The sequence below is a fragment of the Micrococcaceae bacterium Sec5.1 genome (assembly GCA_039636795.1).
Classification (GTDB): domain Bacteria; phylum Actinomycetota; class Actinomycetes; order Actinomycetales; family Micrococcaceae; genus Arthrobacter.
On record CP143430.1, the window covers coordinates 1,414,897 to 1,437,579 of the forward strand.

The 22,683-nt window shown below is 62.2% G+C and carries 23 protein-coding genes; 13 read left to right on the top strand and 10 right to left on the bottom strand.

What is annotated here, in order from left to right:
- The first annotated feature begins 138 nt into the window (after positions 1-138).
- Positions 139-1,062 carry a Bax inhibitor-1/YccA family protein gene (locus VUN82_06685; GenBank protein XAS73518.1) on the top strand — a complete coding sequence of 308 codons (924 nt, stop codon included), beginning with the start codon at positions 139-141 and terminating at the stop codon, positions 1,060-1,062.
- Positions 1,063-1,159: 97 nt separating this feature from the next.
- Here VUN82_06685 and VUN82_06690 read toward each other — a convergent pair whose 3' ends face one another.
- The 3 genes from VUN82_06690 to galT are packed head-to-tail and all read right to left on the bottom strand — an operon-like array spanning position 1,160 to position 4,770.
- Positions 1,160-2,398, bottom strand: coding sequence for an acetyl-CoA C-acetyltransferase (locus VUN82_06690; GenBank protein ID XAS73519.1), 1,239 nt, complete (start codon positions 2,396-2,398; stop codon positions 1,160-1,162).
- 54 nt (positions 2,399-2,452) lie between these two features.
- Positions 2,453-3,613 carry a galactokinase gene (gene galK, locus VUN82_06695; GenBank protein ID XAS73520.1) on the bottom strand — a complete coding sequence of 387 codons (1,161 nt, stop codon included), beginning with the start codon at positions 3,611-3,613 and terminating at the stop codon, positions 2,453-2,455.
- Positions 3,610-4,770 carry a galactose-1-phosphate uridylyltransferase gene (gene galT, locus VUN82_06700; protein ID XAS73521.1) on the bottom strand — a complete coding sequence of 387 codons (1,161 nt, stop codon included), beginning with the start codon at positions 4,768-4,770 and terminating at the stop codon, positions 3,610-3,612. Before galT ends, galK begins: the two co-directional genes overlap by 4 nt.
- A 101-nt stretch (positions 4,771-4,871) precedes the next feature.
- Between galT and VUN82_06705 the strand changes: the two genes are divergently transcribed.
- From VUN82_06705 to VUN82_06720, 4 genes are read left to right on the top strand one after another with little or no spacing between them, the layout of a single operon-like run.
- Positions 4,872-5,822, top strand: coding sequence for an aldose 1-epimerase family protein (locus VUN82_06705; protein XAS73522.1), 951 nt, complete (start codon positions 4,872-4,874; stop codon positions 5,820-5,822).
- A 57-nt stretch (positions 5,823-5,879) separates the two neighbouring features.
- A complete protein-coding gene (locus tag VUN82_06710; GenBank protein ID XAS73523.1) occupies positions 5,880-7,160 on the top strand; it encodes an AI-2E family transporter in 1,281 nt (426 codons plus the stop codon).
- A gap of 3 nt (positions 7,161-7,163) precedes the next feature.
- Positions 7,164-8,402 carry a threonine ammonia-lyase gene (gene ilvA / locus VUN82_06715; GenBank protein ID XAS73524.1) on the top strand — a complete coding sequence of 413 codons (1,239 nt, stop codon included), beginning with the start codon at positions 7,164-7,166 and terminating at the stop codon, positions 8,400-8,402.
- A 12-nt stretch (positions 8,403-8,414) separates the two neighbouring features.
- Positions 8,415-9,029, top strand: coding sequence for a rhomboid family intramembrane serine protease (locus VUN82_06720; GenBank protein XAS73525.1), 615 nt, complete (start codon positions 8,415-8,417; stop codon positions 9,027-9,029).
- Positions 9,030-9,161: 132 nt separating this feature from the next.
- Here VUN82_06720 and greA read toward each other — a convergent pair whose 3' ends face one another.
- Together greA and VUN82_06730 are read right to left on the bottom strand one after the other, a co-directional pair.
- Positions 9,162-9,656: a transcription elongation factor GreA gene (greA, locus tag VUN82_06725; protein ID XAS73526.1), complete on the bottom strand. Its 495-nt coding sequence runs from the start codon at positions 9,654-9,656 to the stop codon at positions 9,162-9,164.
- 151 nt (positions 9,657-9,807) lie between these two features.
- Positions 9,808-10,266 carry a DUF4307 domain-containing protein gene (locus tag VUN82_06730; protein XAS73527.1) on the bottom strand — a complete coding sequence of 153 codons (459 nt, stop codon included), beginning with the start codon at positions 10,264-10,266 and terminating at the stop codon, positions 9,808-9,810.
- Between the two features lie 77 nt (positions 10,267-10,343).
- Here VUN82_06730 and mca point away from each other — a divergent pair, with 77 nt between their 5' ends.
- From mca to VUN82_06745, 3 genes are all read left to right on the top strand, one after another.
- Positions 10,344-11,249: a mycothiol conjugate amidase Mca gene (mca, locus tag VUN82_06735; protein ID XAS73528.1), complete on the top strand. Its 906-nt coding sequence runs from the start codon at positions 10,344-10,346 to the stop codon at positions 11,247-11,249.
- Between the two features lie 109 nt (positions 11,250-11,358).
- Entirely contained in the window at positions 11,359-11,658 is a 300-nt protein-coding gene (locus VUN82_06740; protein XAS73529.1) for a hypothetical protein, read from the top strand.
- A complete protein-coding gene (locus tag VUN82_06745; protein ID XAS73530.1) occupies positions 11,636-13,795 on the top strand; it encodes a thioredoxin domain-containing protein in 2,160 nt (719 codons plus the stop codon). The genes VUN82_06740 and VUN82_06745 overlap by 23 nt, the downstream gene beginning before the upstream one ends.
- On the opposite strand, the gene VUN82_06750 is transcribed toward VUN82_06745, so the two are convergent.
- On the bottom strand, positions 13,788-14,429 hold the full coding sequence (locus tag VUN82_06750; protein ID XAS73531.1) for a hemolysin III family protein: 642 nt from the start codon (positions 14,427-14,429) through the stop codon (positions 13,788-13,790). The two genes, VUN82_06745 and VUN82_06750, sit on opposite strands and share 8 nt — an antisense overlap.
- Positions 14,430-14,581: 152 nt before the next feature.
- Here VUN82_06750 and VUN82_06755 point away from each other — a divergent pair, with 152 nt between their 5' ends.
- Together VUN82_06755 and VUN82_06760 are read left to right on the top strand one after the other, a co-directional pair.
- Complete coding sequence (locus VUN82_06755; GenBank protein XAS73532.1) at positions 14,582-15,343, top strand: isoprenyl transferase; 762 nt, start codon at positions 14,582-14,584, stop codon at positions 15,341-15,343.
- Positions 15,344-15,579: 236 nt separating this feature from the next.
- Positions 15,580-16,974, top strand: a complete 1,395-nt coding sequence (locus VUN82_06760; protein ID XAS73533.1) for a PhoH family protein — start codon at positions 15,580-15,582, stop codon at positions 16,972-16,974.
- A 107-nt stretch (positions 16,975-17,081) separates the two neighbouring features.
- Here the strand turns inward: VUN82_06760 and VUN82_06765 are convergent, their stop codons facing one another.
- Together VUN82_06765 and VUN82_06770 are read right to left on the bottom strand one after the other, a co-directional pair.
- Positions 17,082-17,726: a GNAT family protein gene (locus tag VUN82_06765; GenBank protein XAS73534.1), complete on the bottom strand. Its 645-nt coding sequence runs from the start codon at positions 17,724-17,726 to the stop codon at positions 17,082-17,084.
- A gap of 75 nt (positions 17,727-17,801) precedes the next feature.
- The gene (locus tag VUN82_06770; protein ID XAS74634.1) at positions 17,802-18,527 is read right to left on the bottom strand and encodes a hypothetical protein; all 726 of its coding nucleotides are present in this window, start codon (positions 18,525-18,527) and stop codon (positions 17,802-17,804) included.
- Between the two features lie 155 nt (positions 18,528-18,682).
- Between VUN82_06770 and VUN82_06775 the strand changes: the two genes are divergently transcribed.
- From VUN82_06775 to VUN82_06785, 3 genes are all read left to right on the top strand, one after another.
- A complete protein-coding gene (locus tag VUN82_06775) occupies positions 18,683-19,228 on the top strand; it encodes an A24 family peptidase (protein XAS73535.1) in 546 nt (181 codons plus the stop codon).
- Positions 19,229-19,361: 133 nt separating this feature from the next.
- Positions 19,362-19,865, top strand: a complete 504-nt coding sequence (locus tag VUN82_06780; protein XAS73536.1) for a hypothetical protein — start codon at positions 19,362-19,364, stop codon at positions 19,863-19,865.
- Between the two features lie 4 nt (positions 19,866-19,869).
- Entirely contained in the window at positions 19,870-20,346 is a 477-nt protein-coding gene (locus tag VUN82_06785; protein XAS73537.1) for an NUDIX domain-containing protein, read from the top strand.
- A gap of 1 nt (position 20,347) precedes the next feature.
- Here VUN82_06785 and VUN82_06790 read toward each other — a convergent pair whose 3' ends face one another.
- A complete protein-coding gene (locus VUN82_06790) occupies positions 20,348-22,009 on the bottom strand; it encodes an MDR family MFS transporter (GenBank protein ID XAS73538.1) in 1,662 nt (553 codons plus the stop codon).
- Positions 22,006-22,674 carry a TetR/AcrR family transcriptional regulator gene (locus VUN82_06795; GenBank protein XAS73539.1) on the bottom strand — a complete coding sequence of 223 codons (669 nt, stop codon included), beginning with the start codon at positions 22,672-22,674 and terminating at the stop codon, positions 22,006-22,008. The genes VUN82_06790 and VUN82_06795 overlap by 4 nt, the downstream gene beginning before the upstream one ends.
- Between the last annotated feature and the right edge of the window lie 9 nt (positions 22,675-22,683).

Sequence of the window (22,683 nt, forward strand, 5' to 3'; positions counted from 1 at the left end):
CTATAGGCAACAAGAATCTCCCACATTCGTGTCACGGTTGAGTTTCGTCTGGGTGAACAAGGGAACTTTCCCTGCCCTGGGCGCGTGGTAATTGGTACCGTGAATTATCACTTAGCCCTTTTCAGGAGGACACCCGCAATGGCACTTGGCGGAAACCCTATCTTCAACGGAAAGAATTTCCGTGGAGCCAAACAGGCACCGCCTGTTCCGCAAAATCCGTATTCCAACCAGTACGGCCAGCAGTTTAGCCAAGCACCTGGTCGCGCGCCTGGGCAGGTCCTCGACGCCGGGTCCACTTGGTCCGCTTCGCAGCAGAACATGACCAACGAACAACTGCAGCAGATGTACAACCAGCCTGCAGCAGGACCTGCCGACACCGGCCGGATGACCTACGACGACGTCATCATGAAGACCGTCGCCTGCCTTGTTGCCTTGGTCGTCGGCGCGGGCATCACGCTCTTTGTAGCACCGGCCCTGTCGAGCATGCTGATGATCGTCGGCGCGCTCGGGGGATTCGTCCTTGCCCTGGTCAATACCTTCAAGAAGCAGCCTTCGCCGGCACTGATTCTGGCATATGCGGGCCTTGAGGGACTCTTCCTCGGTGGCCTGACCCGGATACTTGACGGAATGTTCCCCGGCGTCGGCCTCCAGGCGGTCATCGGTACCTTGGCAGTCTTCGGCGTCACGCTGCTGCTCTTCAAGAGCGGCAAGGTCCGCGCCACACCCAAGATGGTGCGCTTCTTCATGATCGCCACCATCGGCTACGCCGTCTTTGCGCTGATCAACCTCGTCATGATGTGGACCGGTGCGGTTCAGGAACCGTTCGGCCTGCGCACAAGTATCACGATTGCAGGCATCCCGCTGGGTGTCTTCATTGGCATCCTGGCGATTGGCCTGGCAGCCTTCTCGCTCATCATGGACTTCACCAGCATCGAACAAGGCGTCCGTGCCGGCGCACCTGAGCGCTACTCCTGGATCGCTGCCTTCGGCCTGACCGTCACGCTGGTTTGGCTCTACGTCGAAATCATCCGGCTTCTGGCGATTTTGCGCGGCGACGACTAAGTCCGCCCAGGTTCAAGAAAAATGCCCCCGAATTACTTCGGGGGCATTTTTCTTTAAACGGGGACCTGGCTAAAACAGTGGCGTGGCCCAGCACACCTCAACTCAGGCGTTCGAAAACTACAGCCATTCCCTGGCCGCCTCCAACGCATAACGTGGCCAGGCCAAGGGTTCCGTCGCGTTCCTTCAAACCATTGAGGAGCGTGGTGGTCATGCGCGCTCCGGTCATACCGAAGGGGTGCCCCAGGGCAATGGCGCCACCGTGCACGTTGAGCTTCTGTGGGTCGATGCCAAGTTCACGGGCGCTCGCAACAACTTGGACGGCAAAGGCTTCGTTGAGCTCCACGAGGTCGATGTCGTCAATCGTCAGTCCTGCCAGTGCCAACGCCCGCCGCGTTGACTCAACTGGTCCCATGCCCATGAGTTCGGGTGACAGGGCGGAAACGGCGGTGGAGACAACTCGTGCCAACGGTTGAAGTCCAAGTTCGCGCGCGCGCGCGTCACTCATGACCAGGACGGCGGCGGCGCCGTCGTTCAGTGGGCACGCATTCCCCGCCGTCACTGTGCCTTGGGGCCGGAAGACGGGGTCCAGGGCGGATACAGCCTCCAAGGTCACTCCCGCGCGAGGAGAGTCGTCCCGGTCAACCAGGGTGCCGTCCTTGCGCATGTACGGTGTGATCTCTCGTGCGTAGAAACCCGAGGCAATGGCTGCTTCAGCGCGATTCTGGCTCAGCACGCCCCACTCGTCCTGCTCTGCCCGGCCGATTCCGTAGCTGGTGGCAACGTTCTCGGCTGTCTGGCCCATGGCGATATAGATATCGGGAAGCCTCCCGCCTAGCCGCGGATCCGTCCAGGGAATATTCGACGCCGCCCGGGCCGCTGTCCGCTGGGCTGCTGATTCGAAGAGTGGGTTGTGATTGCCGACGTCGGTCTGTCCGGCCCCTGCCCAATTCTGGTATCTCGAGACACTTTCCACTCCGGCCGATACGATCGCGCTTGCTTCACCGGCTTTGATGGCGTGGAATGCCATCCGCAGCGTTTGCAGGCTGGACGCGCAGAAACGGTTGATGGTAGCTGCCGGTACTCGGTCCAGACTTGCGAGGACGGCGACGACCCGGGCCATGTTGGAGCCCGCTTCGCCACTGGGTTCGGCGCAGCCCAACAGGATGTCATCAAGGCCGCCTCCATCTTCGGCGGCAGGATCGAAAGCGGGAACTTTCGCGAGTGCGGCCTGCACCATGGCAGTCGCAAGGTCGTCGGGACGCTCGTCCTTAAGGGAGCCTTTGAAGGCCCGGCCAATTGGACTTCTGGCAGTGGAAACGATGACAGCCTCAGTCATGGCCCCAGCTTACGCCCGGCATCTGGAGGGAAGACGGGCGTCAGCCGTGAAGGGTCAGGTCAGGCGAAGGGCCCCGGCTGCTGGAGTCACAGTGAAGATGTCAGGGGCGGTGAAACCGCTCTCGGCGAAGGAACGCACGACGGCGTGACGCACCTGTTGCTCCTGGCCTACAGGGGTCAGGGCGATGGCGGAGCCGCCGAAACCCCCGCCCGTCATGCGGGCACCAATCGCGCCGTTGGCCCGGGAGGTCTCCACGGCGAGGTCGAGCTCGGGGCAGGAGATCTCGAAGTCGTCGCGCATGGACACATGGCTGGCGTCCAACAAGGCGCCAATGCTGGCAGGGCCTTGGCTGGTGAGGATTTCCACGGTCTGGAGTACGCGGTCGTTTTCTGTGACCACGTGCCGGACCCTGCGAAGGGTTGTCTCATCCAGTAAGCCCGCGGCTTCCTCCAAGGATTCCACGCCGACGTCGCGCAGTGCTTTGACGCCGAGGATTTCGGCACCCAACTCGCAGGAGGCGCGCTTGGAGGCGTAACCGCCGTCGGCGTGTGAATGCGACACCTTCGTGTCGATGACCAGCAGGACCAGGCCCGATGCCTCGGCGTCGAAGGGGACAAGGTCAACGTGCTGATCCCGGCAATCCAGGAACACAGCATGACCCTTGGCTCCGCGCAGAGAAGCGGATTGATCCATGATGCCGGTGGGTGCGCCGACGAACACGTTCTCAGCACGCTGGGTGGCGAGCACCAAGTCCTCAGCGCCGAGACCTGCGCCGGTGAGGTCGTTGAGGGCAGAAATGACGGCACATTCAATCGCGTGGGAGGAAGAGAGGCCCGCGCCCAGCGGAACGTCCGAATCGAGCAGCAGGTCAAAGCCGGGCACGTCGATGCCACGCTCTTTCAGGGCCCAGGCAACGCCGAGGGGGTAGCGTGACCAGCCCTGGCCGGATCCCGGTTCCAGGCTTGAAAGGTCCGCTTCCACCAAGCCATGACCTCCGAACAGGGACAGCAGCCGCACCGTGGAGTCTGCACGGAGTCTGATGGCAACCTTGGCGGTCTTATCAATCGCGAACGGCAGGACGAATCCCTCGTTGTAATCCGTGTGTTCGCCGATCAGGTTCACGCGCCCCGGTGCCTGCCACACGCCGTCGGGACTCGAACCAAATGTCTCCTGAAAGCGGGCGGAAAGCACGCTGGTGTCAGTGGTGGTGGTCATGCTCGGGTGCCTTCCAGGGTGTCGGCCAACCGTGTGGCGTCGGTGGTTGCAGCGACGTCGCGGAGTTGCTCCGCCACGGCTTCCGGGGTGGTGTCATTGATAAACGCTCCCATGGCTGCTTCAGAGCCGGCCAGGTACTTGAGCTTATCGGCGGCGCGGCGCGGTGAGGTCAGCTGCAGGTGCAACTGCCCCGCCGGGCGCAGGATCGGGTCCAGGGGTGCCTGGTGCCACGCGGAGATGTACGGCATGGGGGTGGGGTAGAGCGCATCAAGCCGCTTCAGCAGGTCAAGGTAGACATGCGAGAGCTCGTCCCGTTCTTCGCCCGTCAGGGCCGCGAGGTCAGGGACGCTGCGGTGGGGGACCAGGTGGATCTCCAAGGGCCAGCGTGCGGCGAAGGGCACGTAGGCGCTGAAGTGCTTGGCTTCCAGAACCATCCGGCTGCCATCCTCGCGTTCTGCCTTCAGGAGGGACGCGCCAAGCGTTTCTTTCGCGTCGACGTCGTCGTAGTACTTGCGGGCAACCGCGCCGAGGGTGGCCGCCCGGGGCGTGACGTAGGGGTAGGCGTAAATCTGGCCGTGGGGGTGGTGCAGGGTGACTCCGATATCGGCGCCCCGGTTCTCAAACGGGAAGACCTGCTTGATGCCGGGCAGGGCGCTCAATGCTTCTGTGCGCTGTGCCCAGGCTTCTATGACGGTGCGGGCGCGGGTCTCTCCCAATTCCGCGAAGGATCCTGTGTGCTGGGGAGTAAAGGCCACAACTTCGCAGCGACCGAAGGCAGGCCCGGTGACGCCGTGGCCGGCGAATCCATGACCCGGGATCTGCGCGATGTCGCCCAGCGCAGGTCCCAGCGAGGGGAATCTGTTTTCAAACACCACGACGTCATAGTCGGAAGCCGGAATTTCCGAGGGATTCGCCGCTGTCGTGGGGCAGATAGGGCACTGGTCGGCCGGGGGGAGATGGGTGCGGCTTTGGCGGTGGGCGGCCACTGCTACCCATTCGCCGGACAGGGCGTCGTACCTGACCTCGCCGGGCTCGCCACGGGCCGGAAGCTCGCGGTGGTCCACCAGCGAGTCCGGTGTGCGCTCAGGAGTTCCGGGGTCATCAAAGTAGATCAACTCACGGTTGTCAGCGAGGCGGGTGCGGGTCATACGGCTCATGGGTCCATCATCCCACAAAGCAATCAAAAACGCATAGTTTCAAACAAAAGCTAACATCCCTCATTCGCTGGGAACGGGACGGCATGCAGTACGGTATTGCCATGTCTGCCTCTTCCCCATCTGCCCAAAGCCCGCTCGAATCAGCACCCCGACGCTTCGCCACCGGCCGCCAATTCGAGCTTCGCCGGGACGATGCGCTCGCCATCGTGACCGAGCTCGCGGCAGGTCTTCGGCTGTACTCCCGCGGAGGCGTCCAACTCACCGAAACTTACGGTGACGCCGAGATTCCGCCAGGCGCCACGGGCATCACCCTCGCCCCGTGGGCCAACCGGGTGGAGGATGGTGTCTGGTATCTCAACGGCAAAAAGCAGCAGCTCGATATCACCGAGGTCTCGCGCAACAACGCCAGCCACGGACTGCTCCGCAATGCCGGTTACGCCCTGGTGGACGAGTCTGAGTTCTCCGTGACCCTTGAAGCTACCGTCTTCCCACAGCATGGCTACCCCTTCCTTGTCCGTCACCTCGTTCAGTATGAGCTCGACGAAAACCTGGACCTTCGCGTCTCGCAGACGATGGTCAACGATTCACAAGATGCTGCTCCCGTCGTCCTTGGCGCCCACCCCTATCTCCGGCTGGGCGAGGTAGCCCCTGAAGATTTGGTCCTGACGGTCAAGGCAGCCACCCGCCTGGTCGCGGACGAACGATTGATTCCACGCAGCACCGCTGCCGTGGAGGGAGATTTTGACCTTTCTTCAGGTCGCGCAGTGGGCAGTTTGGACATCGACGTCGCCTTGACGGACCTGACGTTCGACGGCGGCGTGGCCCGCCATACGCTGACCGCGCCGGATGGGCGCAGCGTGTCACTTGAGCAAGACCAGAACTGCCAATATGTCCACGTGTTCGTCACGGACACCTTCCCTGGCCGATCAAAAGTAGTCGCCATAGAGCCCATGACCGGTCCAGCCAACGCCTTTAACAGCGGGGATGGTTTGCGTTGGCTTGCGCCAGGGGGGACGTTGACCATGACGTGGGGGATTACGGCCTCCCTCTAGGCCATGCGCGCGGCGGGCCGGTTTCCCATACGGGGCGGGCTGCGGAATTATGGGTTCATGACGCCGACACCTGACGCCAAATCACGTTCTGACCGACAAATTGCCCAAGACATTCCCTACGGAGTGCGCATTGCGGCTGCGTGGTCGTGGCGGCTGGGCCTGATCCTGCTGATGATCGGGGCCCTGGTCTGGTTGCTGGGCAAGGTCAGCTTCCTCATCATTCCGGTCATGGTCGCGGCACTGCTGGCCGGGCTCCTTTACCCAGTGGTGCTCTGGCTGCGCCAGCGGAATCTGCCCAACGGTGCGGCTGTGGCCATCACAGTGCTGGGTTTCATCGGGGTCATCGGGGGTGCCCTTGCGCTGGTCGGGAGGCAGCTGGTCTCAGGATTCGGGGAGCTTTGGACGGAGGCGCTGACGGGAATCCAGCAGATCCAGGACTGGCTCGCTGCCGGCCCCCTGCACCTGACGGCCGACCAAATTGACCAGTACATTTCAGACGGCGTCACGGCCCTGCAGGACAACAGCAGCACCATCCTCAGCGGTGCCCTGTCCTTTGGCAGCACGGCCGGACACTTTGCCGCCGGCCTGGTCCTGGCCCTGTTTATCCTGATCTTTTTCCTGCTGGAAGGCAGCCGCATATGGGCGTTCCTGGTCCGGCTTCTGCCCAAGACAGCCCGGAGGGCCGCTGATGGTGCCGGACGCCGCGGCTGGACCTCCATGGTCAGCTATGTTCGGATCCAGATGTTCGTTGCCTTCGTGGACGCCGTGGGCATCGGAGCCGGTGCCGCGATCATCCAGGTTCCGCTTGCGCTTCCACTTGCGGTCCTGGTGTTCATTGGTTCGTTTATTCCCGTGGTGGGTGCGCTTGTTACCGGTGCGATCGCCGTGCTGCTGGCCCTTGTGGCGAACGGACCCGTGAATGCGCTGATCATGCTGGCCATCGTCCTGCTTGTCCAGCAGCTTGAAAGTCATATCCTGCAGCCGCTGGTTATGGGTAAGGCTGTGGCGCTTCATCCCGTGGCAGTCATCCTTTCAGTAGCTGCCGGATCCTATCTCGCGGGCATCCCCGGCGCGCTGTTCGCAGTGCCGCTGCTCGCCGTAGTAAACACGGCGGTTCGCTACATTGCCGGCCGGACGTGGGAACATGATGAAGGATTGGGCGCGGCCGAGCTGCAGCCTGGAGCCGCGCCGTCGGAAGCTGGTGGTGACTCCAACTTCAAGGAAGTCCACCTTCCGGGAGCCGGATCCCGCAGCGGCAGCAGCGCCGTCGGCAAAACCAAGACCGCAGATAACACCTCCGTCCAGGAGCCTGCAGTTGACACCAACAAAGGAGAATAGTCAGTGAATACCCTCGATACCCTGCCCGTCACGCTGGACGATGTCCTCAAGGCGCAGGAGCTGCTCGAGGGCATTATTACCAAGACTCCGGTGGAGTCGTCCCGTGCGCTGGGCAGCCTCGTGGGCGGCAAAGTTTTCTTCAAATGCGAGAACCTGCAGCGTGCCGGATCCTTCAAGGTCCGCGGCGCGTACGTGCGGATGGCCCGCCTGACTGATGCCGAGAAGAAGCGCGGCGTGGTGGCTGCCTCTGCAGGCAACCACGCTCAGGGCGTAGCCGTAGCCGCGAAGAGCCTGGGCATCAACGCCCGCATTTATATGCCGCTCGGTGTCGCTCTGCCCAAGCTTGCAGCAACGCGCAGCCATGGTGCCGAAGTTATCCTGCACGGCCACAACGTGGATGAAGCACTGGCCGAAGCCCAGCGCTACGCCAACGAAACGGGCGCAGTCTTTGTGCACCCCTTTGACAACGTGGACGTCGTCGCGGGCCAGGGAACCATCGGGCTGGAGATCCTGGAACAGATCCCGGACGTAGACACCATCCTCATGGGCGTGGGCGGCGGAGGGCTTCTTGCCGGCGTCGCGGTGGCGATCAAGGCCAGGGCCAAAGAGCTCGGACGCGAGATCCGGGTCATCGGGGTACAGGCGGAAAACGCTGCTGCCTACCCTCCGTCCCTCGCTGCAGACGCCTTGGTGCCGCTCAAAAAGGTTTCCACCATGGCCGACGGCATCGCAGTGGGACGCCCAGGGCAGCTCCCCTTCAGCATCATCCGCGAGCTCGTGGACGATGTTGTGACTGTGAGCGAGGATTCCCTTGCCCGGGCCCTGATCTTCCTGCTGGAACGGGCCAAGATGGTCGTGGAGCCGGCAGGGGCCGTGGGAGTAGCCGCGCTGATGGATGGCAAAATCGAAAACCCGGGGAACACCGCCGTCGTGCTTTCCGGTGGCAACATCGATCCGATGCTGATGCTCAAAGTTATCCAGCGTGGCCTCTCGGCCGCGGGCCGGTTCATGACGGTTCGAATGATGCTGGATGACCGCCCGGGCTCACTGGCGACTATTGCCCGCATCATTGCCGAAAACGACGCCAACGTCACGGGCCTTGACCACACGCGCCTGGGCGGCTCCATCAGCATGGGCGACGTCTCCATCACCATAAACCTGGAAACGAAAGGCCACGAACACGGCGAACAGGTCCTCGGCGCCTTGAGGGCCGAAGGCTTCCAGCCGATCGTGGTGCACTGACGGGAGTAGCATATGGTGCTCGAAACGCCTGACGGATCCAAGGCCGAGGCCAAGGAGACACTCGCGGGCCGAGCCAAGGGTGGCCTGCTGTTCATGGGCAGCTTCGTGATCCTGCTGTATGTGATCGAGTTCCTGAACACGCTGATGAGGCACGGCCTTAACAGTACTTTTGGACTTCGATCCCGCAGCGTGGACGGCGTGCTGGACATCCTGACGTTCCCGCTGCTTCACGCGAACCTCAACCATTTGCTGTCCAACACCCTGCCCCTCATCATCTTCGGCTTCGTGGTTTTCCTGGCCGGTATCAGGGTCTTCCTCACAGCTTTGGCCTTCAGCTGGCTGGGTTCGGGCCTGACCGTGTGGCTTATCGGTGGGGGAGGCGTGACAGTGGGGGCGTCAGGGCTGGTGTTCGGATTTTTCGCGTTCCTGCTGGTCAGGGGCTTCTTCAACAGGAGCTGGTGGCAGATTCTGTTATCCGTGGTGCTCTTCATGGCGTACGGCAGCATCCTCTTCGGGGTGCTGCCAACCGTCATGGGCTTTATTTCGTGGCAGGCGCATCTGGGCGGGGCCATTGGGGGGATCATCGCGGCCATCCTGTTGCGTCCCAAACCCCAGCCCGCCACCTGACCCAAGTAGGTCGCAGCACTGCGCGTTATGAGCCCTCAAAACGCGCTCTGCTGCGACTTAGTTGGGCACGCACACGAAAAACGCCGGCCCACCCCGCGAAGGGGTGAACCGGCGTCGGGTTCTTGGCGCTGCTTAGGCGACGTACGGCTTGGCGGAAACGATCTCCACCGGAATTACCTTGCCGTTGGGGGCGGTGTAGCTGAGCTTGTCGCCCTCCTTGTGGCCGATGATGGAGGCACCCAGCGGAGACTTCTCGCTGAAGACATCGAGGTCGGAGTCGCCGGCGATCTCGCGTGAGCCGAGCAGGAATGTCTCTTCGTCCCCGGCGATGCGGGCAACAACCAACATGCCGGGCTCTACGATTCCGTCATCGGCAGGGGCTTCGCCAACCTGGGCATCGCGCAGGAGCGCGGTGAGCTGACGGATGCGGGCTTCAATCTTGCCCTGCTCTTCCTTGGCTGCGTGGTATCCGCCGTTTTCCTTGAGGTCGCCTTCTTGGCGGGCGGCTTCGATCTTCTGGACGATTTCCGCCCGGCCAGCGCCGGAAAGGTGGTCCAGCTCAGCCTTCAAGCGGTCGAAAGCTTCCTGGGTAAGCCAAGCTGCTGTGGCGCTGTTGGTGGTAGACACGGATTTCTCCTCTTGATCTGACAAAGCAAAGACCCCGCCGAGGTGGCCACTCGTGGAACTCAGTAACCAACTTAACGGGGTGAAGGTTTCATCCATTGTAGTAAATCCTCTGGACGAACCCAAACTGGTTGAGTTGTGGGTCACACGATTGTTATTTCCCGCTGTCCACGACCCAGCAATTATCCACTACGCCGGCGACCGCGGGGGACTCGGTTCTCAACACCGTGCGCTGGGCTGTTGTGCTCCCGCGATCGGCACCGTCCTTGGGCTCATTGGGGCCGATCACCACCACTTTCCAGCCCACCACTGCGAACTTGGAATCCATGGCCTTCACGGCGCATTTGGCAGTGGCTCCCGGGTATTTGGTGACTTGGTAGTCGACCTCTGCTTGGGTGCCATCGACAGTGCTGTAGCCGATGTCCTTGAAGGTCACCGGAGCCTGTGCAGAGGACGTTGCGACCCATGCCGCGAAGACAATTCCGAGGATCAGGGCCACGATGACGATGTTCCGCTTCGATGTGCGGGTCAAGCCGCGCTTTTGACCACCGTAGCGATTGGCTAGGCTGTTGCTTGCCGGTAGTTCGTTGGCCGATAGGTCCTCTGAAGTCACCTATCCAGTTTAGTGCGGATCCCGGCACCTCCTGCACAGTCCTGATTTTGCACCATCCATGAAAGAGGAGCCGTCAAGTGACAGCGTCCAGCAGTTCCGAGCGGCAGCTGCGGCTGCTCGCCGTCCACGCTCATCCGGACGATGAGTCCAGCAAGGGCGCGGCCACCATGGCGATGTATGCCGCTGCAGGGGTAGAGGTCATGGTCGCCACCTGCACTGATGGATCCCGGGGCGACATCCAGAACCCCGGCATGGTGGACGCTCCGCACCCCAAGCGCGACATGGCAGGTGCCCGCCGGTTGGAAATGGCCAATGCGGCGGCCGTGCTTGGTATCCGGCAGCGCTGGCTTGGCTTCGTTGACTCTGGCCTGCCCGAGGGCGATCCCCTTCCGCCTCTCCCGCCGGGATGCTTTGCCCTGCAGCCATTGGAACGCGCTACGGCTCCGCTGGTTCGTCTGGTCCGCGATTTCAAGCCCCATGTCATCATCAGCTACGACGAAAACGGCGGCTACCCCCACCCGGACCACATCATGGCCCACAAGGTTGCCGTGGAGGCGTTCGAGTCAGCGGGCGACGCCTCACGCTTTCCCGGAACAGGGGAGCCCTGGGCGCCCAGCAAGCTCTACTACGATCGCGCCTTCAGCCCCGAACGCTTCCGTGCACTGCACTTTGCGCTGGAAGAGGCCGGGCTGCAGTCGCCGTATGCTGAGCGGCTCGCGGCGTGGCTTGAAGCAGATGCCGAGGGCCACACTCCTCCTGCTCCCGCGCACCAGACCACCACGCAGGTGGACTGCGGCGACTTCTTCGAGGCGCGCGACGACGCTCTCCGGGCGCATCGGACGCAGATCGATCCCATGGGCTTCTTCTTTGCGGTCTCACCTGACTTGCAGCGTACGGCGTGGCCTTGGGAGGACTACACGCTGATCAAGTCCAGGGTGTCTACGGAGTTGCCGGAAAAGGACCTGTTTGCGGGGCTAAGATAGGTGTTGCCACCAGTTTCTATCGTTTGTAGAAATCGTCGGCGGCCATCGAACAGCCCAACTTCATGCTGAAGCCTGCCGACATGCATCAGCTCCCATAGAAGGTTTGAACGTGCACCACTTGATCCTCGCCTTGACCGTCAGTCCGTCGCCGGACCCCACCGGGACGCTGCGCCCTGGCCTGTCTGAGGACCAGGTGACGCCCGGGACCTGGGGCTTCGTCCTCACGGCCTTCGTCGTCATCCTCTCGACGTTCCTCATCGTGGACATGGTTCGCCGTATCCGCAGGGTTCGGTACCGTGCGCAGGTGGAGGAGGCACGCTTGGCCACAGAAGCCGGAACCCTTGATAATGCGGGCGGCGACGCCGGCACCACGGATGAGAACGGCGATGCCGCTCCCGGAAGCCGCTAGCCCGCGCGGAAACAACTGGCCCGGGGCGGCGAACGTCCTGGGTGCGGAGCCGTCTGCCTACCTGCGCCAACACGCAGCCAACCCGGTCTTCTGGCGTCCTTTCGGCGACGAAGCGTTTGCCCTTGCCACAGCCCGGGATGTCCCCGTGTTTCTCTCCATCGGCTATGCGGCATGTCATTGGTGCCATGTCATGGCCCATGAATCCTTTGAGGACCAGGAAACTGCGGATTACCTGAATGCCCACTTTGTGCCAGTCAAAGTGGACCGGGAAGAACGGCCGGACGTCGATTCTGTCTACATGACGGCGACGCAGGCCATCAGCGGTGAAGGCGGCTGGCCAATGTCCGTTTTCCTGACTCCGGAGGGCCTCGCCTTCCATGCGGGCACATATTTCCCGCCCGTTCCCTTGCCCGGCCGGCCGTCCTTCCGAAACGTGCTTGAAGCGGTCCACGAGGCGTGGGTTGAACGCCGCGAGGCTGTGGAGCAAAACGCCAGGGGACTGGCCGCGAACATAGCAAACGCCCAGCTGTCATCTGCCGTTCGGCTTGACGGCCCGCCCGAGGTACTTGATGCACAGCTGCTTTCGGATGCAGTAACGGTTTTGGCCCGGTCAGAAGACCCCGACGCCGGTGGGTTCGGCAGCGCCCCAAAGTTCCCGCCGTCGGCGGTGCTTGAGTTCCTCATCCGTCACGCAGCGGCACGGTCGGAGACATCGGAGGCCGCGCGTGACATGGCCGCACGCGCCCTGGCCGGAATGGCACGTTCGGCATTATGCGACCAAATCGACGGCGGTTTTGCCCGGTATTCGGTCACGGCGGATTGGTCCGTGCCACACTTCGAGAAAATGCTTTACGACAATGCCCAACTCCTGCGCGTCTACGCGCACTGGTCGCGTCTTGGAGGCCATGATGTGTTCCCGGCCGAGGAGGCGGCGGGGGTTGCGTCCAGGTGCGGGGATTGGATGCTGGCCTCGCTGGGGCTGCCCGCGGGTGGACTGGCTTCATCACTGGACGCGGATACCGTGGTGGACGGGGTGCACCATGAAGGTGCAGCGTACCTCTGGACGCCGGCATCCTTGCTGGAAGTCCTCGGCCCTGGTGACGCCGAGGAGGTTGCGCGCATGATGAATATTGGTGCGCAGGGGACCGTCTCGGAATTGGGTTCGCCTCTGCATCCGGGCCGGCCTCTGTCGGCTTCCGAAACCGCGCTTTGGCGCCGCGTCAGGCCATCACTCCTGGCCTCGCGCGATCTCCGGAACCAGCCTGCCAGGGACGAGAAAGTTGTGGCGGGTTGGAACGGGCTCGCGATCGCCGGGCTTGCCGAGGCCGGAGCGGTGCTGGACCGCCCGGACCTCGTCGCTGCAGCTGAGAACGTTGCCGAGTATCTCGAGAAGGTGCATTGGAGCGCCGAACACGGGCTGCTGGTCCGGGTCTCGCACGATTCCAGGGCGCGGGGGATCGGGGGACTCCTGGAAGACTACGCATTCTGTGCAGAGGGCCTGTTCTCGCTGTACGCCGTGACGGGAAAAAAGCGCTGGTACCGCCTGGCGGAACACATCATCCGGGCCGCCGAAGCGCGTTTTGTCGAGGACGGGCATCTCGCCGATTCGACCGGGGAATCTGCCCAGGTGTTCAACGCCCAAGGGCAGCGGGCTGCCCTTGATCCGTTCGACAATGCCGCGCCCAGCGGGGCAGCCGGATTTGCCGGAGTGCTGCTCACATATTCGGCTTACTCAGGGTCACACGCCCACCGACTCATGGCCGGGAATATCCTGGGCCTGCTTCCTTCGCTGGCCACACGCGCGCCCCGTGTTGCCGGTTGGCTCCTGGCCACGGCGCAAGCGGCGCTGGCAGGGCCGGTGGAGGCCGCCGTCGTTGGTCCCGATTCGCCACTGCTGAGCGAGTTGCACAGTGCGCTTCTGAAATCCGCCAGCCCGGGTATGGCGGTCGCGTTGCAAGAGAACGACGCCGTGTCCCCGGCTGGTGATGGCGAGGTCCCGTTGCTGCTTCATCGCACGGGTGCGCCTGATGGCTCGCCCCAAGTGTATTTGTGCCGGGATATGGTGTGCGAGATGCCGGTGGGGACCGTTGCGGACGTGCAATCAATGCTGGCGCGAATGAACTCCGGCGCTAGCTGAGGACAGCCATCATGATGGCGATGAAGTGGGCCGCGAACGCCAAGACGGTGAAGGCATGGAAGAGTTCGTGAAACCCGAAGTGTTGAACGCTGAAATTTGGCTTCTTGATGGCATAGAAGACCGCGCCTGCTATGTAGAGGGCGCCGCCCACGCAAATGAGCGTGGCAGAGGCGGCATTCGCTGTGAAGAACTGCGGAAGGTAAAAGAGCGCCCCGCAGCCCAGCGCAATATAAATCGGGACGTATAACCAACGCGGGGCGTCGGTCCAGAGAACCCGGAACAGCACGCCGGCAATGGCCGCGGACCAGATAATCCACAGCAACGTGACGGCCTGGGAACGCTCCAGAAGCGACCAAGCCAGCGGCGTATAGCTTCCGGCGATCACCAGCATGATGTTGGTGTGGTCCAGGCGCTTGAGCACCAGCCGGGTCTTCGGGGACCAATTTCCGCGGTGGTAAACGGCGCTGACGCCGAAAAGAAGGACGCCCGTTACCGCATAGATCGTGGAGGTGATCTTTCGGTCGGCTGTGGGGGCAAGTGACACCAGGACGATTCCGGCCGCGAGGGCGAAAGGGGCGGCGACGGCGTGGATCCAACCGCGCCATGCGGGCTTGATAGTGAGCAGCTCGGCCATCGTTAAAGAATAACCTACGCTTCAGTAAGTTACTGATCAGTAGCTCCCGCACGATGGGAGTTTGACTCTCGCTGCACCAGTGGGGCAGCTCGGGAAGGTAGCCTTGGAGGTGCGCCGTCGTCGTAAAAGTAAGGAAGTCAGGTGAGAGTCCGGTGGAGCTGCCCGGTTTCCTCTATGGCTACTACGAGCGCCAACTCCTTCGCTCCCTGAAGCAAGACCGCATCCCCAGGCACATCGGTGTCATGGTGGACGGCAACCGCAGATGGGCCCGCCAATTCAACGCGCCAACCAGTCAGGGACACCAGGCCGGGGCGGACAAAATCCACGAGTTCCTTGGCTGGTGCCAGGAGCTTGGCGTCAAAGTAGTGACGCTGTACATGCTCTCCACGGACAACATGAACCGCTCCGGCGAAGAGCTTGACCTGCTCATGGGCATCATCGCCAACACCATGGACCGGCTGGATGAAAACGAGGACGTCTCTGTGCACGCAATGGGCGCACCAGAGCTTCTCCCGGACTACCTGGCCGATCGCCTGAACAAGCTGACCGCCCGGACCCCGGTCCATGAAAAAATCCATGTGAACGTGGCAGTCGGCTATGGCGGGCGGCGTGAAATCGTCGACGCCGTGAAGGAACTCCTCCGCGATGCGGTCGCCAAAGGGCGGACTATGTCCGACGTCGCAGATGAACTTTCGGTGGACGACATCTCAAGGTTCCTTTACACGCGCGGCCAGCCGGATCCGGACCTTGTCATCCGAACTTCCGGTGAGCAGCGGCTCTCCGGATTCCTGATGTGGCAGAGCGCCTACAGCGAGTTCTACTTCTGCGAAGCCCTCTGGCCGGCGTTCCGCAAGGTTGATTTTCTGCGGGCGCTCCGGGACTATGCCGGACGCCAGCGTCGCTTCGGCTCCTAGGTGCGCTTCGGTTAACCAGGAATTAATCAGCTGGCAATGCGACTTGCCGACGCAGGTTTCGGAATTTTCTGTGAGTGGGATTACGTTAATCCCATCAGCAGGCAAAACCGCCCGCTGATCGGGGAGGCCAGTAGATGGAGCGAACTATCGCACCAGTTACATGGGAGGCCACGCCCGGCCTTCCGGCCGAGCCGCTTCACCATTAGGCCGGGCGACCGCCCGGGGCTGGAGTCGATGTGGCTATTTCTGAGCAACTGCCCACAATGGTTTCTGACGGGGAAAGTGCAGCTACCTCTCGCGCCAAACGGGTTTCATCGGGGGAACGGACAGCATCGTCTGCAGTGGGCCGCAGCTATGTGATCGATACATCCGTCTTGCTCTCAGACCCGCACGCACTGCTGCGCTTCGCTGAGCACGAAGTCATCGTTCCGATCGTGGTCATCAGCGAACTCGAAGGCAAACGCCACGATCCCGAACTAGGGTACTTTGCCCGCAAAGCCCTGCGGCTCCTGGATGACCTCCGAATCGAACACGGTGGACTGGACCACGCGATACCCATTGGTGCCGACGGAGGCATGCTCCGGGTAGAGATGAACCATATTTCCACAGAGGTCCTGCCCGCAGGCTTCCGTGGCGGCGACAACGACAGCCGCATTCTGGCCGTAGCCAAGAACCTGGCAAACGAGGGCCACAACGTCACCGTGGTGTCCAAGGACCTTCCCATGCGCGTCAAAGCCTCTGCCATGGGACTGCACGCCGATGAATACCGCAACGAACTCGTCAAGGATTCAGGCTGGACCGGCATAGCCGAAGTGGAAGCCAGCGAAGACGAGATCACGACTCTGTATGGCCATGAGCCCGTTTTCATCCCCGCCGCAGCGGAACTTCCCGTGAACACCGGGCTTGTCCTCTTGTCCAACCGCGGCTCGGCGCTCGGCCGCGTAGGGGCGGACAAGCAGGTCCGCCTCGTCAAGGGTGACCGTGACGTCTTCGGACTCCATGGCCGTTCGGCGGAACAACGGCTGGCCATCGATCTCCTCATGGATCCCGCAGTGGGCATTGTCTCCATCGGCGGGCGCGCTGGCACGGGCAAATCCGCACTGGCACTCTGTGCGGGCCTCGAGGCCGTCCTGGAGCGTCGCGAACACCGCAAGGTCATCGTCTTCCGTCCCCTCTACGCCGTAGGCGGCCAGGAACTGGGATACCTCCCCGGGTCTGAAGCGGAAAAGATGAACCCTTGGGCTCAAGCCGTTTTCGACACACTCGGCGCGTTGGTCAGCCAGGAAGTCGTGGAAGAAGTCATGGACCGCGGCATGCTCGAAGTCATGCCGCTCACCCACATCCGTGGACGCTCACTGCACGACGCCTTTGTCATCGTGGACGAGGCACAGTCCCTGGAGAAGAACGTCCTCCTGACCGTGATGAGCCGCATCGGCCAGAACTCCAAGATCGTGCTCACCCACGACGTCGCCCAGCGCGACAACCTCCGTGTTGGTCGGCACGACGGCGTGGCCGCCGTCGTCGAAACCCTCAAAGGTCATCCACTGTTTGGCCACATCACCCTCACCAGGTCCGAGCGGTCGCCGATTGCGGCCTTGGTGACGGAGCTGCTCGAAGGGGCCGAAATCTAACCCCATAGGTGCCGCGCCCGGCGAAGGCCAGACATCCTCTGCGTGCTAGCTCGTTCCTCGCTTTTGACGCACGCTGCCGGATGCCTGGCCTTCGCCTTCGTTCCACGTCACAGCCCCAGGTATGTTTTCAGCTCTTCGTGGCCTTGGGCTTTGAGGGTCCAGTTGGGGCGGTTGAAGGTTTCCGGGGTGAGGCGGACTCTTTGGACTTCTTCGACTTTGTCGCCCCAACCATCGCGGACGAGGCCGTTGAGTTCGTAGCCGAGGCTCAGGGAGACGCCCAGGGATTGCTTGTTCCATGAGGCCGCTTCGGACTCGGCCACTTCCGCCTCCAGATAGTCGAACGCATAGCTCACGACGGCGGCACGCATCTCCTTGCCGAAGCCTTGCCCTTGCGCGGACTGCTTGAGCCAAGAGCCCGTGCTGACTGTTTTGAGGGTGTTGAAGTTCTTGGCGCCGATGTCCTGGACACCCAGGAGGTCCTCGTTGTGCCAGACCCCGAGGAGAAGTGTCCAGGAGTCAGACGTGAATCCGGCCCTGCAGCGCCAGTACCACTGGGCCATGTTGGGTGCGAGCTCGTCGTCCGGGAGTTCTGCCCACGGGGTGCTGAACGGGCTCTTGCCGGGCTCGTGGACGCCGGAACGGGCTGCAGCGACGGCAGCCGGGATATCGGCGTCGAGAACTGGACGGAGGGTCAGTCGGGGAGTCGTGAGCGTGAGTCCGAAGGGCGGCCAGATTTCCGCGAGCGTGGTCATCGGTGCAGCTTAGCCCGGCCGTCGAGGGCATGCGAGTCACAGAGCTGATGACAGTCTTGGTGGATCGTGGGGATGTCAGGCTGCTGGGCCGATGTCCCAGGAGATATGGCGTCGAACGTCGGTCAGGTTCATTGACTCGGCAAGGAAGAGATCGTCCAGCATGTATTCGTCAACGGCCAGGATCTTCAGCCAATGACCCTTGCCTGCGGTATCGCCGTCCAGGCTTTGGCTGGCGACGCAGACCCCGGTCCCTGCATCCACCCTGATGAGCGTGCGTCCCGGATGGGCCAAAGGTTGGGAAGGATCCAAGGGCACGTAGGTTCGGCCACGGGTAACCACAGTTTCCAAGGCCAACCGTCCCTCATGGTCAACTTCCAGGGGCTCTTCCAGTGACACTGGATTGGAATCCGGGAACTCCAGCGGGACGGGCGCATTACCGGCAAGTTCCACCGGATCCAGTGCTGCAGCCAGCCGTCCGTTGCCAAAGGAGGGTTCACCGTAGGCCGCCTCAGGGCGCCTACGGACCAAGCCAGCGGCGTCATAAACCGGAGTGACGAGGTGCGCCGGAAGCAACCATGAGCGTCGCGTCGCACTGACGTAAAAGTCGTCGCGGGAATCGTTGATGCCCGTGGTGCTGTGCAGCAGCTTTCCGTCGGGAGTCTCCAGACGAAGCGCGCCGGGCCGCCTGAGCCATGCACTGACCATGTTGGCGCCAGTGCCAGGCCGTTCGAGGTATTCGAAACGAAGGCTGGTCCACTTCCATGGTGAAGAACGGCACAGATTGCGGAATGTGGAGGACAAGTCCTGCGCCTGCCCGCCATGCCCGTTAGCTGGCGCAAAACCAGACCCGAAGTCCGGTCCGAAACCTGATCCACCTGCACTGTAGCGCCCCATATCCACATTTTACCTACGCGTTCAACCCGGCCCCTGGACGAATTCGGGATAGCATCTGCAGGGTGATCCGACGACTCGCCGACCTCTGGGACGCCAGCCCACTGGGCTTCTGGCTGGTGGTTCTTGCCTGCGCGTACTTCGTAGTGATGGCGGTGCGCCTGACCATCATTGATGTCCGGAGCCATCTACTGCCGAACCGGATCGTCTTTCCCTCCTATGCGGTGGGTGGCGTCCTATTGTTGGCCGCTGCAGTGCTGGTGTTCGTTGGCGGCCCGGACGCTGGGCCGGATGCCTCGATGTTCGGTATCCCTGGACTCGGAGTGCTGGCCGGTGGCGGCGTGCTGTGGCTGTTCTACTTCCTGCTTCGCCTGGTCTATCCACCTGGTATGGGGTTCGGGGACGTGAAGCTGGCCGGGGTGCTTGGACTCTACCTCGGCTACCTTGGGTGGACCCATGTCTTCGCGGGCACCTTCGCTGCCTTTCTGCTCGGCGGATTGTGGAGCCTGGTGATCCTCGTGTCCAGGCGCGGCACGCTGGGTTCAGCCATCCCGTTCGGACCCTTCATGCTGGCAGGAGCCCTCGTGAGCATGGTGCTTTTACCTGCTTGAACCGTTCGGGCGGAGGCCGCCGGGGCCAACTGCGGCCGAACTGCAACGCCTCTGCGTATTCTGCGGTTCACCGGGCTGCGGCATGCTTAGCCCAGATGGTTTGATGCGCTCAAGACGCCTGGAGGGGGCTGCGGTGCAGGGAAGTAGTTTTTGGTCCGTACTGGGGGTCACCATGGCCTGCACTTTGCTGCTCTCCGGCTGCGCGCAATCGGGCAACGTTCCCGGTGCAACCCCGGGGGCCAGCATCCAACCGCTCACGACTCAGCAGCCGGAGCCCTTCTGCGAGGGCGGTCCGCTGGGTTGCTCCACTTTTACGTCGGTGCGCGGGAGCGATGCCACTGGAGACGTAGCGTGGCTCGGGACCCAACCGCTGCAGATCAGCTCTACGCATGTTAACGGGGAGTGGACCCTGCTGGTGAAGACACCGTGCAACGTGCTCAATGTGGAAGTCTCGGTCCAGGACGATGTCTGGGCAATGCGTTCCATGGTCGCCTCCGCCATGGGCCGCCGGGAGCTTGAGGGCAGCTACGAGGGCTGGACCGTCAAGCTCTTTGAGCAGCCTGTTCACTGGAATCTCGACGACGGCGTGCTCACGTTGAGCAACTCACAGGCCACGATCGAATTGAAGGAAAGCTAACGCCATGGGCGCACCGGAATTTATCCTCAAGCTTCGGGAGAAGATCGGGAATGACCCGCTCTGGTTGCCGGCGGTCAGGGGAGTGGTTTTCGACGACGATGGCCGGGTGCTGCTCTGCCAAAGGGCCGACAATCACCACTGGACGGTGATCACGGGCATCCTTGAGCCAGGCGAGCATCCGGCTCCCGGGCTGGTCAGGGAAATTTTCGAGGAAACTGCGGTTGTGGCCGAAACTGAGCGGATCATCGCCGTCGGGGTTGTAGGTCCGGTGACCTTTCCGAATGGCGACATCTGCGACTTTCTGGACATCACCTTCCGCTGCAGATACGTCTCCGGCGATGCTCAAGTAAACGATGACGAATCGATCGACGTTGGCTGGTTCGGCCTGGATGAACTGCCTGACATGAGCGAAGGAAACCTTCAAGCCATCAGGCTTGCCACGGAGCCCGAAGGCCCCGTGGCGTACCAGGTGGAGGACTAAGCTATTTGGCGCTTGCGTCAGCCGGTGCCCGCCGGGGGTCTTGTCCCTCGGCAGAGGCCACAGCCGCTTCCAGGCGTTCGGCTTCGAGGCGTTCAGCCTCTGCACCTCCGATGGCCTCGCCCCGCGCCACCATGCCGGCAGTGTCCGAGAGAGGGATCTGCTTGAGCGTGATGGCCAGCAACAATGCGATGGCGATGAACGGAACCAAGTACCAGAACACGGGCGCCAGCGAGTTGGCGTAGGCGTTGACGATCGCATCCCGAAGCTGCTCAGGCAGTTGGGCCAAGGCCTGTGGATCCAGCGTGCTGGTGGACTGCGAGGCCTGCTCGGCAGATGCACCTGCCCCGGTAAAAGCGTTGGTCAAGGATTCAGCAAGGCGGTTGGTGAAGATGGAACCGAACACGGCGACACCCAACGACGCACCCACCTCGCGGAAGTAGTTGTTGGTGCTGGTGGCCGTGCCAATCTGGTCTGCCGGAACGGAATTCTGGACCACCAGGACGATCACCTGCATGATCAGGCCAAGGCCTGCGCCGAAGATGAAGAGCTGGACACAGATGACCCAGATCGGAGTTTCAGCCGTCAGGGTGGTCAGCCACAACATGGCCGCGATGGTCAGTGAGGCACCAAGGATCGGGTACATCTTATACTTGCCGGTCTTGGAGATGCGGATGCCGGAGTAGATGGACGTTCCCATCAGGCCAACCATCATCGGCACCATGAGCAGACCGGACTCTGCGGCGGAGGTCCCGGAGGACATCTGCAGGAAGGTAGGTACGAAGGCGATCGCCGCGAACATTCCCAGGCCCAGCGTGAAGCCAATGGCCGTTGCGTTGATGAAGATGGGGTTCTTGAACAGGCTCAGTGGAATGATGGGGTCCTCGGCGCGCCGTTCAACCATCACGAAGGCAAATGCCGCCAGAACCATACCTGCTCCGAAAGCCCACGTGAGTGGGGAATCCCAGCCTTCATCCTTCTTGCCGCCGAAATCGGTGAAGAAGATGAGGCAGGTGGTGGCTGCGGAAAGGAAGAGGACACCCAGGATGTCGATCTTCTTCTCAGCCTTCTTGTTCGGCAACGTCAGGGCGAACCATGCCGTGATAAAGGCTGCGATGCCGATGGGGATGTTGATGTAGAAGGCCCATTCCCAGGTCAGGTGATCAACGAAGAATCCGCCCAGCAGCGGACCAGCCACGGCTGACAGGCCAAAGATAGCGCCCAAAGGACCCATGTATTTGCCGCGCTCTTTAGCCGGGACGACGTCAGCAATGATGGCCTGCGAGAGAATCATCAAGCCACCGCCGCCGAGGCCCTGGATGGCGCGGAAGATCACGAAGCCCCAGAAATCCGTGGCGAACGCACAACCCACGGACGCGAGCGTAAACAAGGCGATGGCTACGAGGAACAGGTTGCGCCGGCCCAAGATGTCACCGAACTTGCCGTAGATCGGCATGACGATGGTGGTGGCCAGAAGGTAGGCCGTCGTGATCCAGGCCTGGTGCTCCACCCCGCCCAGCTTGCCCACAATGGTGGGCATTGCAGTGGAAACGATGGTTTGGTCGAGGCTGGACAGGAGCATGCCTGCGATCAGCGCCGAGAAAATGATCCAGATCCTTTTCTGGGTCAACAGCAGCGGCTCGGCTGCCTTGGAAAGGGTACTCATGCGTGATCCTTCGGGGTTTCTGCAGATGTGGTGTCCAGCGGTTGGGCAAAGAGTTTTTGGGCTGCTGCGAGGTTTTGACGAAGCAGTTCGCGGTAGGGGCGGACGTTGTCCTCGGAGAAGAACTGCTGCGCGGTCTTCTTTGAGACAGCTCCGAAGACGGCTGCTGCCATGACGATTTCGGGGTGCCCGGGTGAAAGGCCCTCACGGTCCGCTATGAGTTCGGCGAATTGCCGCTCACGGGCTTCGCCTTCAAGCGTCATGCGGCCAAGGAGTTGGGGCTCGGCTTTGATGGCGGCGATGAGCTGGTGGACCTCGGACCGGCTGATTGCCGAACGCTCCATGATGGTCAATGTGAGCTGGTACAAGGCGGCGAGCAAAGTGCTCGAGATGCTGTCTGCGTTCTGTACCGGCCCATGATTGAAGTCTTCGATGGCGTCCTGGGGGAGTTCGTCCGAGAAGGCCCCGATCACCGCGTCTTCCTTGGAGTGGAAGTAGTTGAAGAACGTTCGCCGCGAGATATCCGATTCTTCGCAGACCTGTTCCACGGTGTATCCGTTCAGCCCGCGTTCTGCGGTCAAGGAACGGGCGACGGCGGTAATCGCCGAACGTGTGGCGGCCCGCTTGCGCTCACGGAGGCCGCCGTCGATATTTGCACTATTGGTCACAAAGTAAAG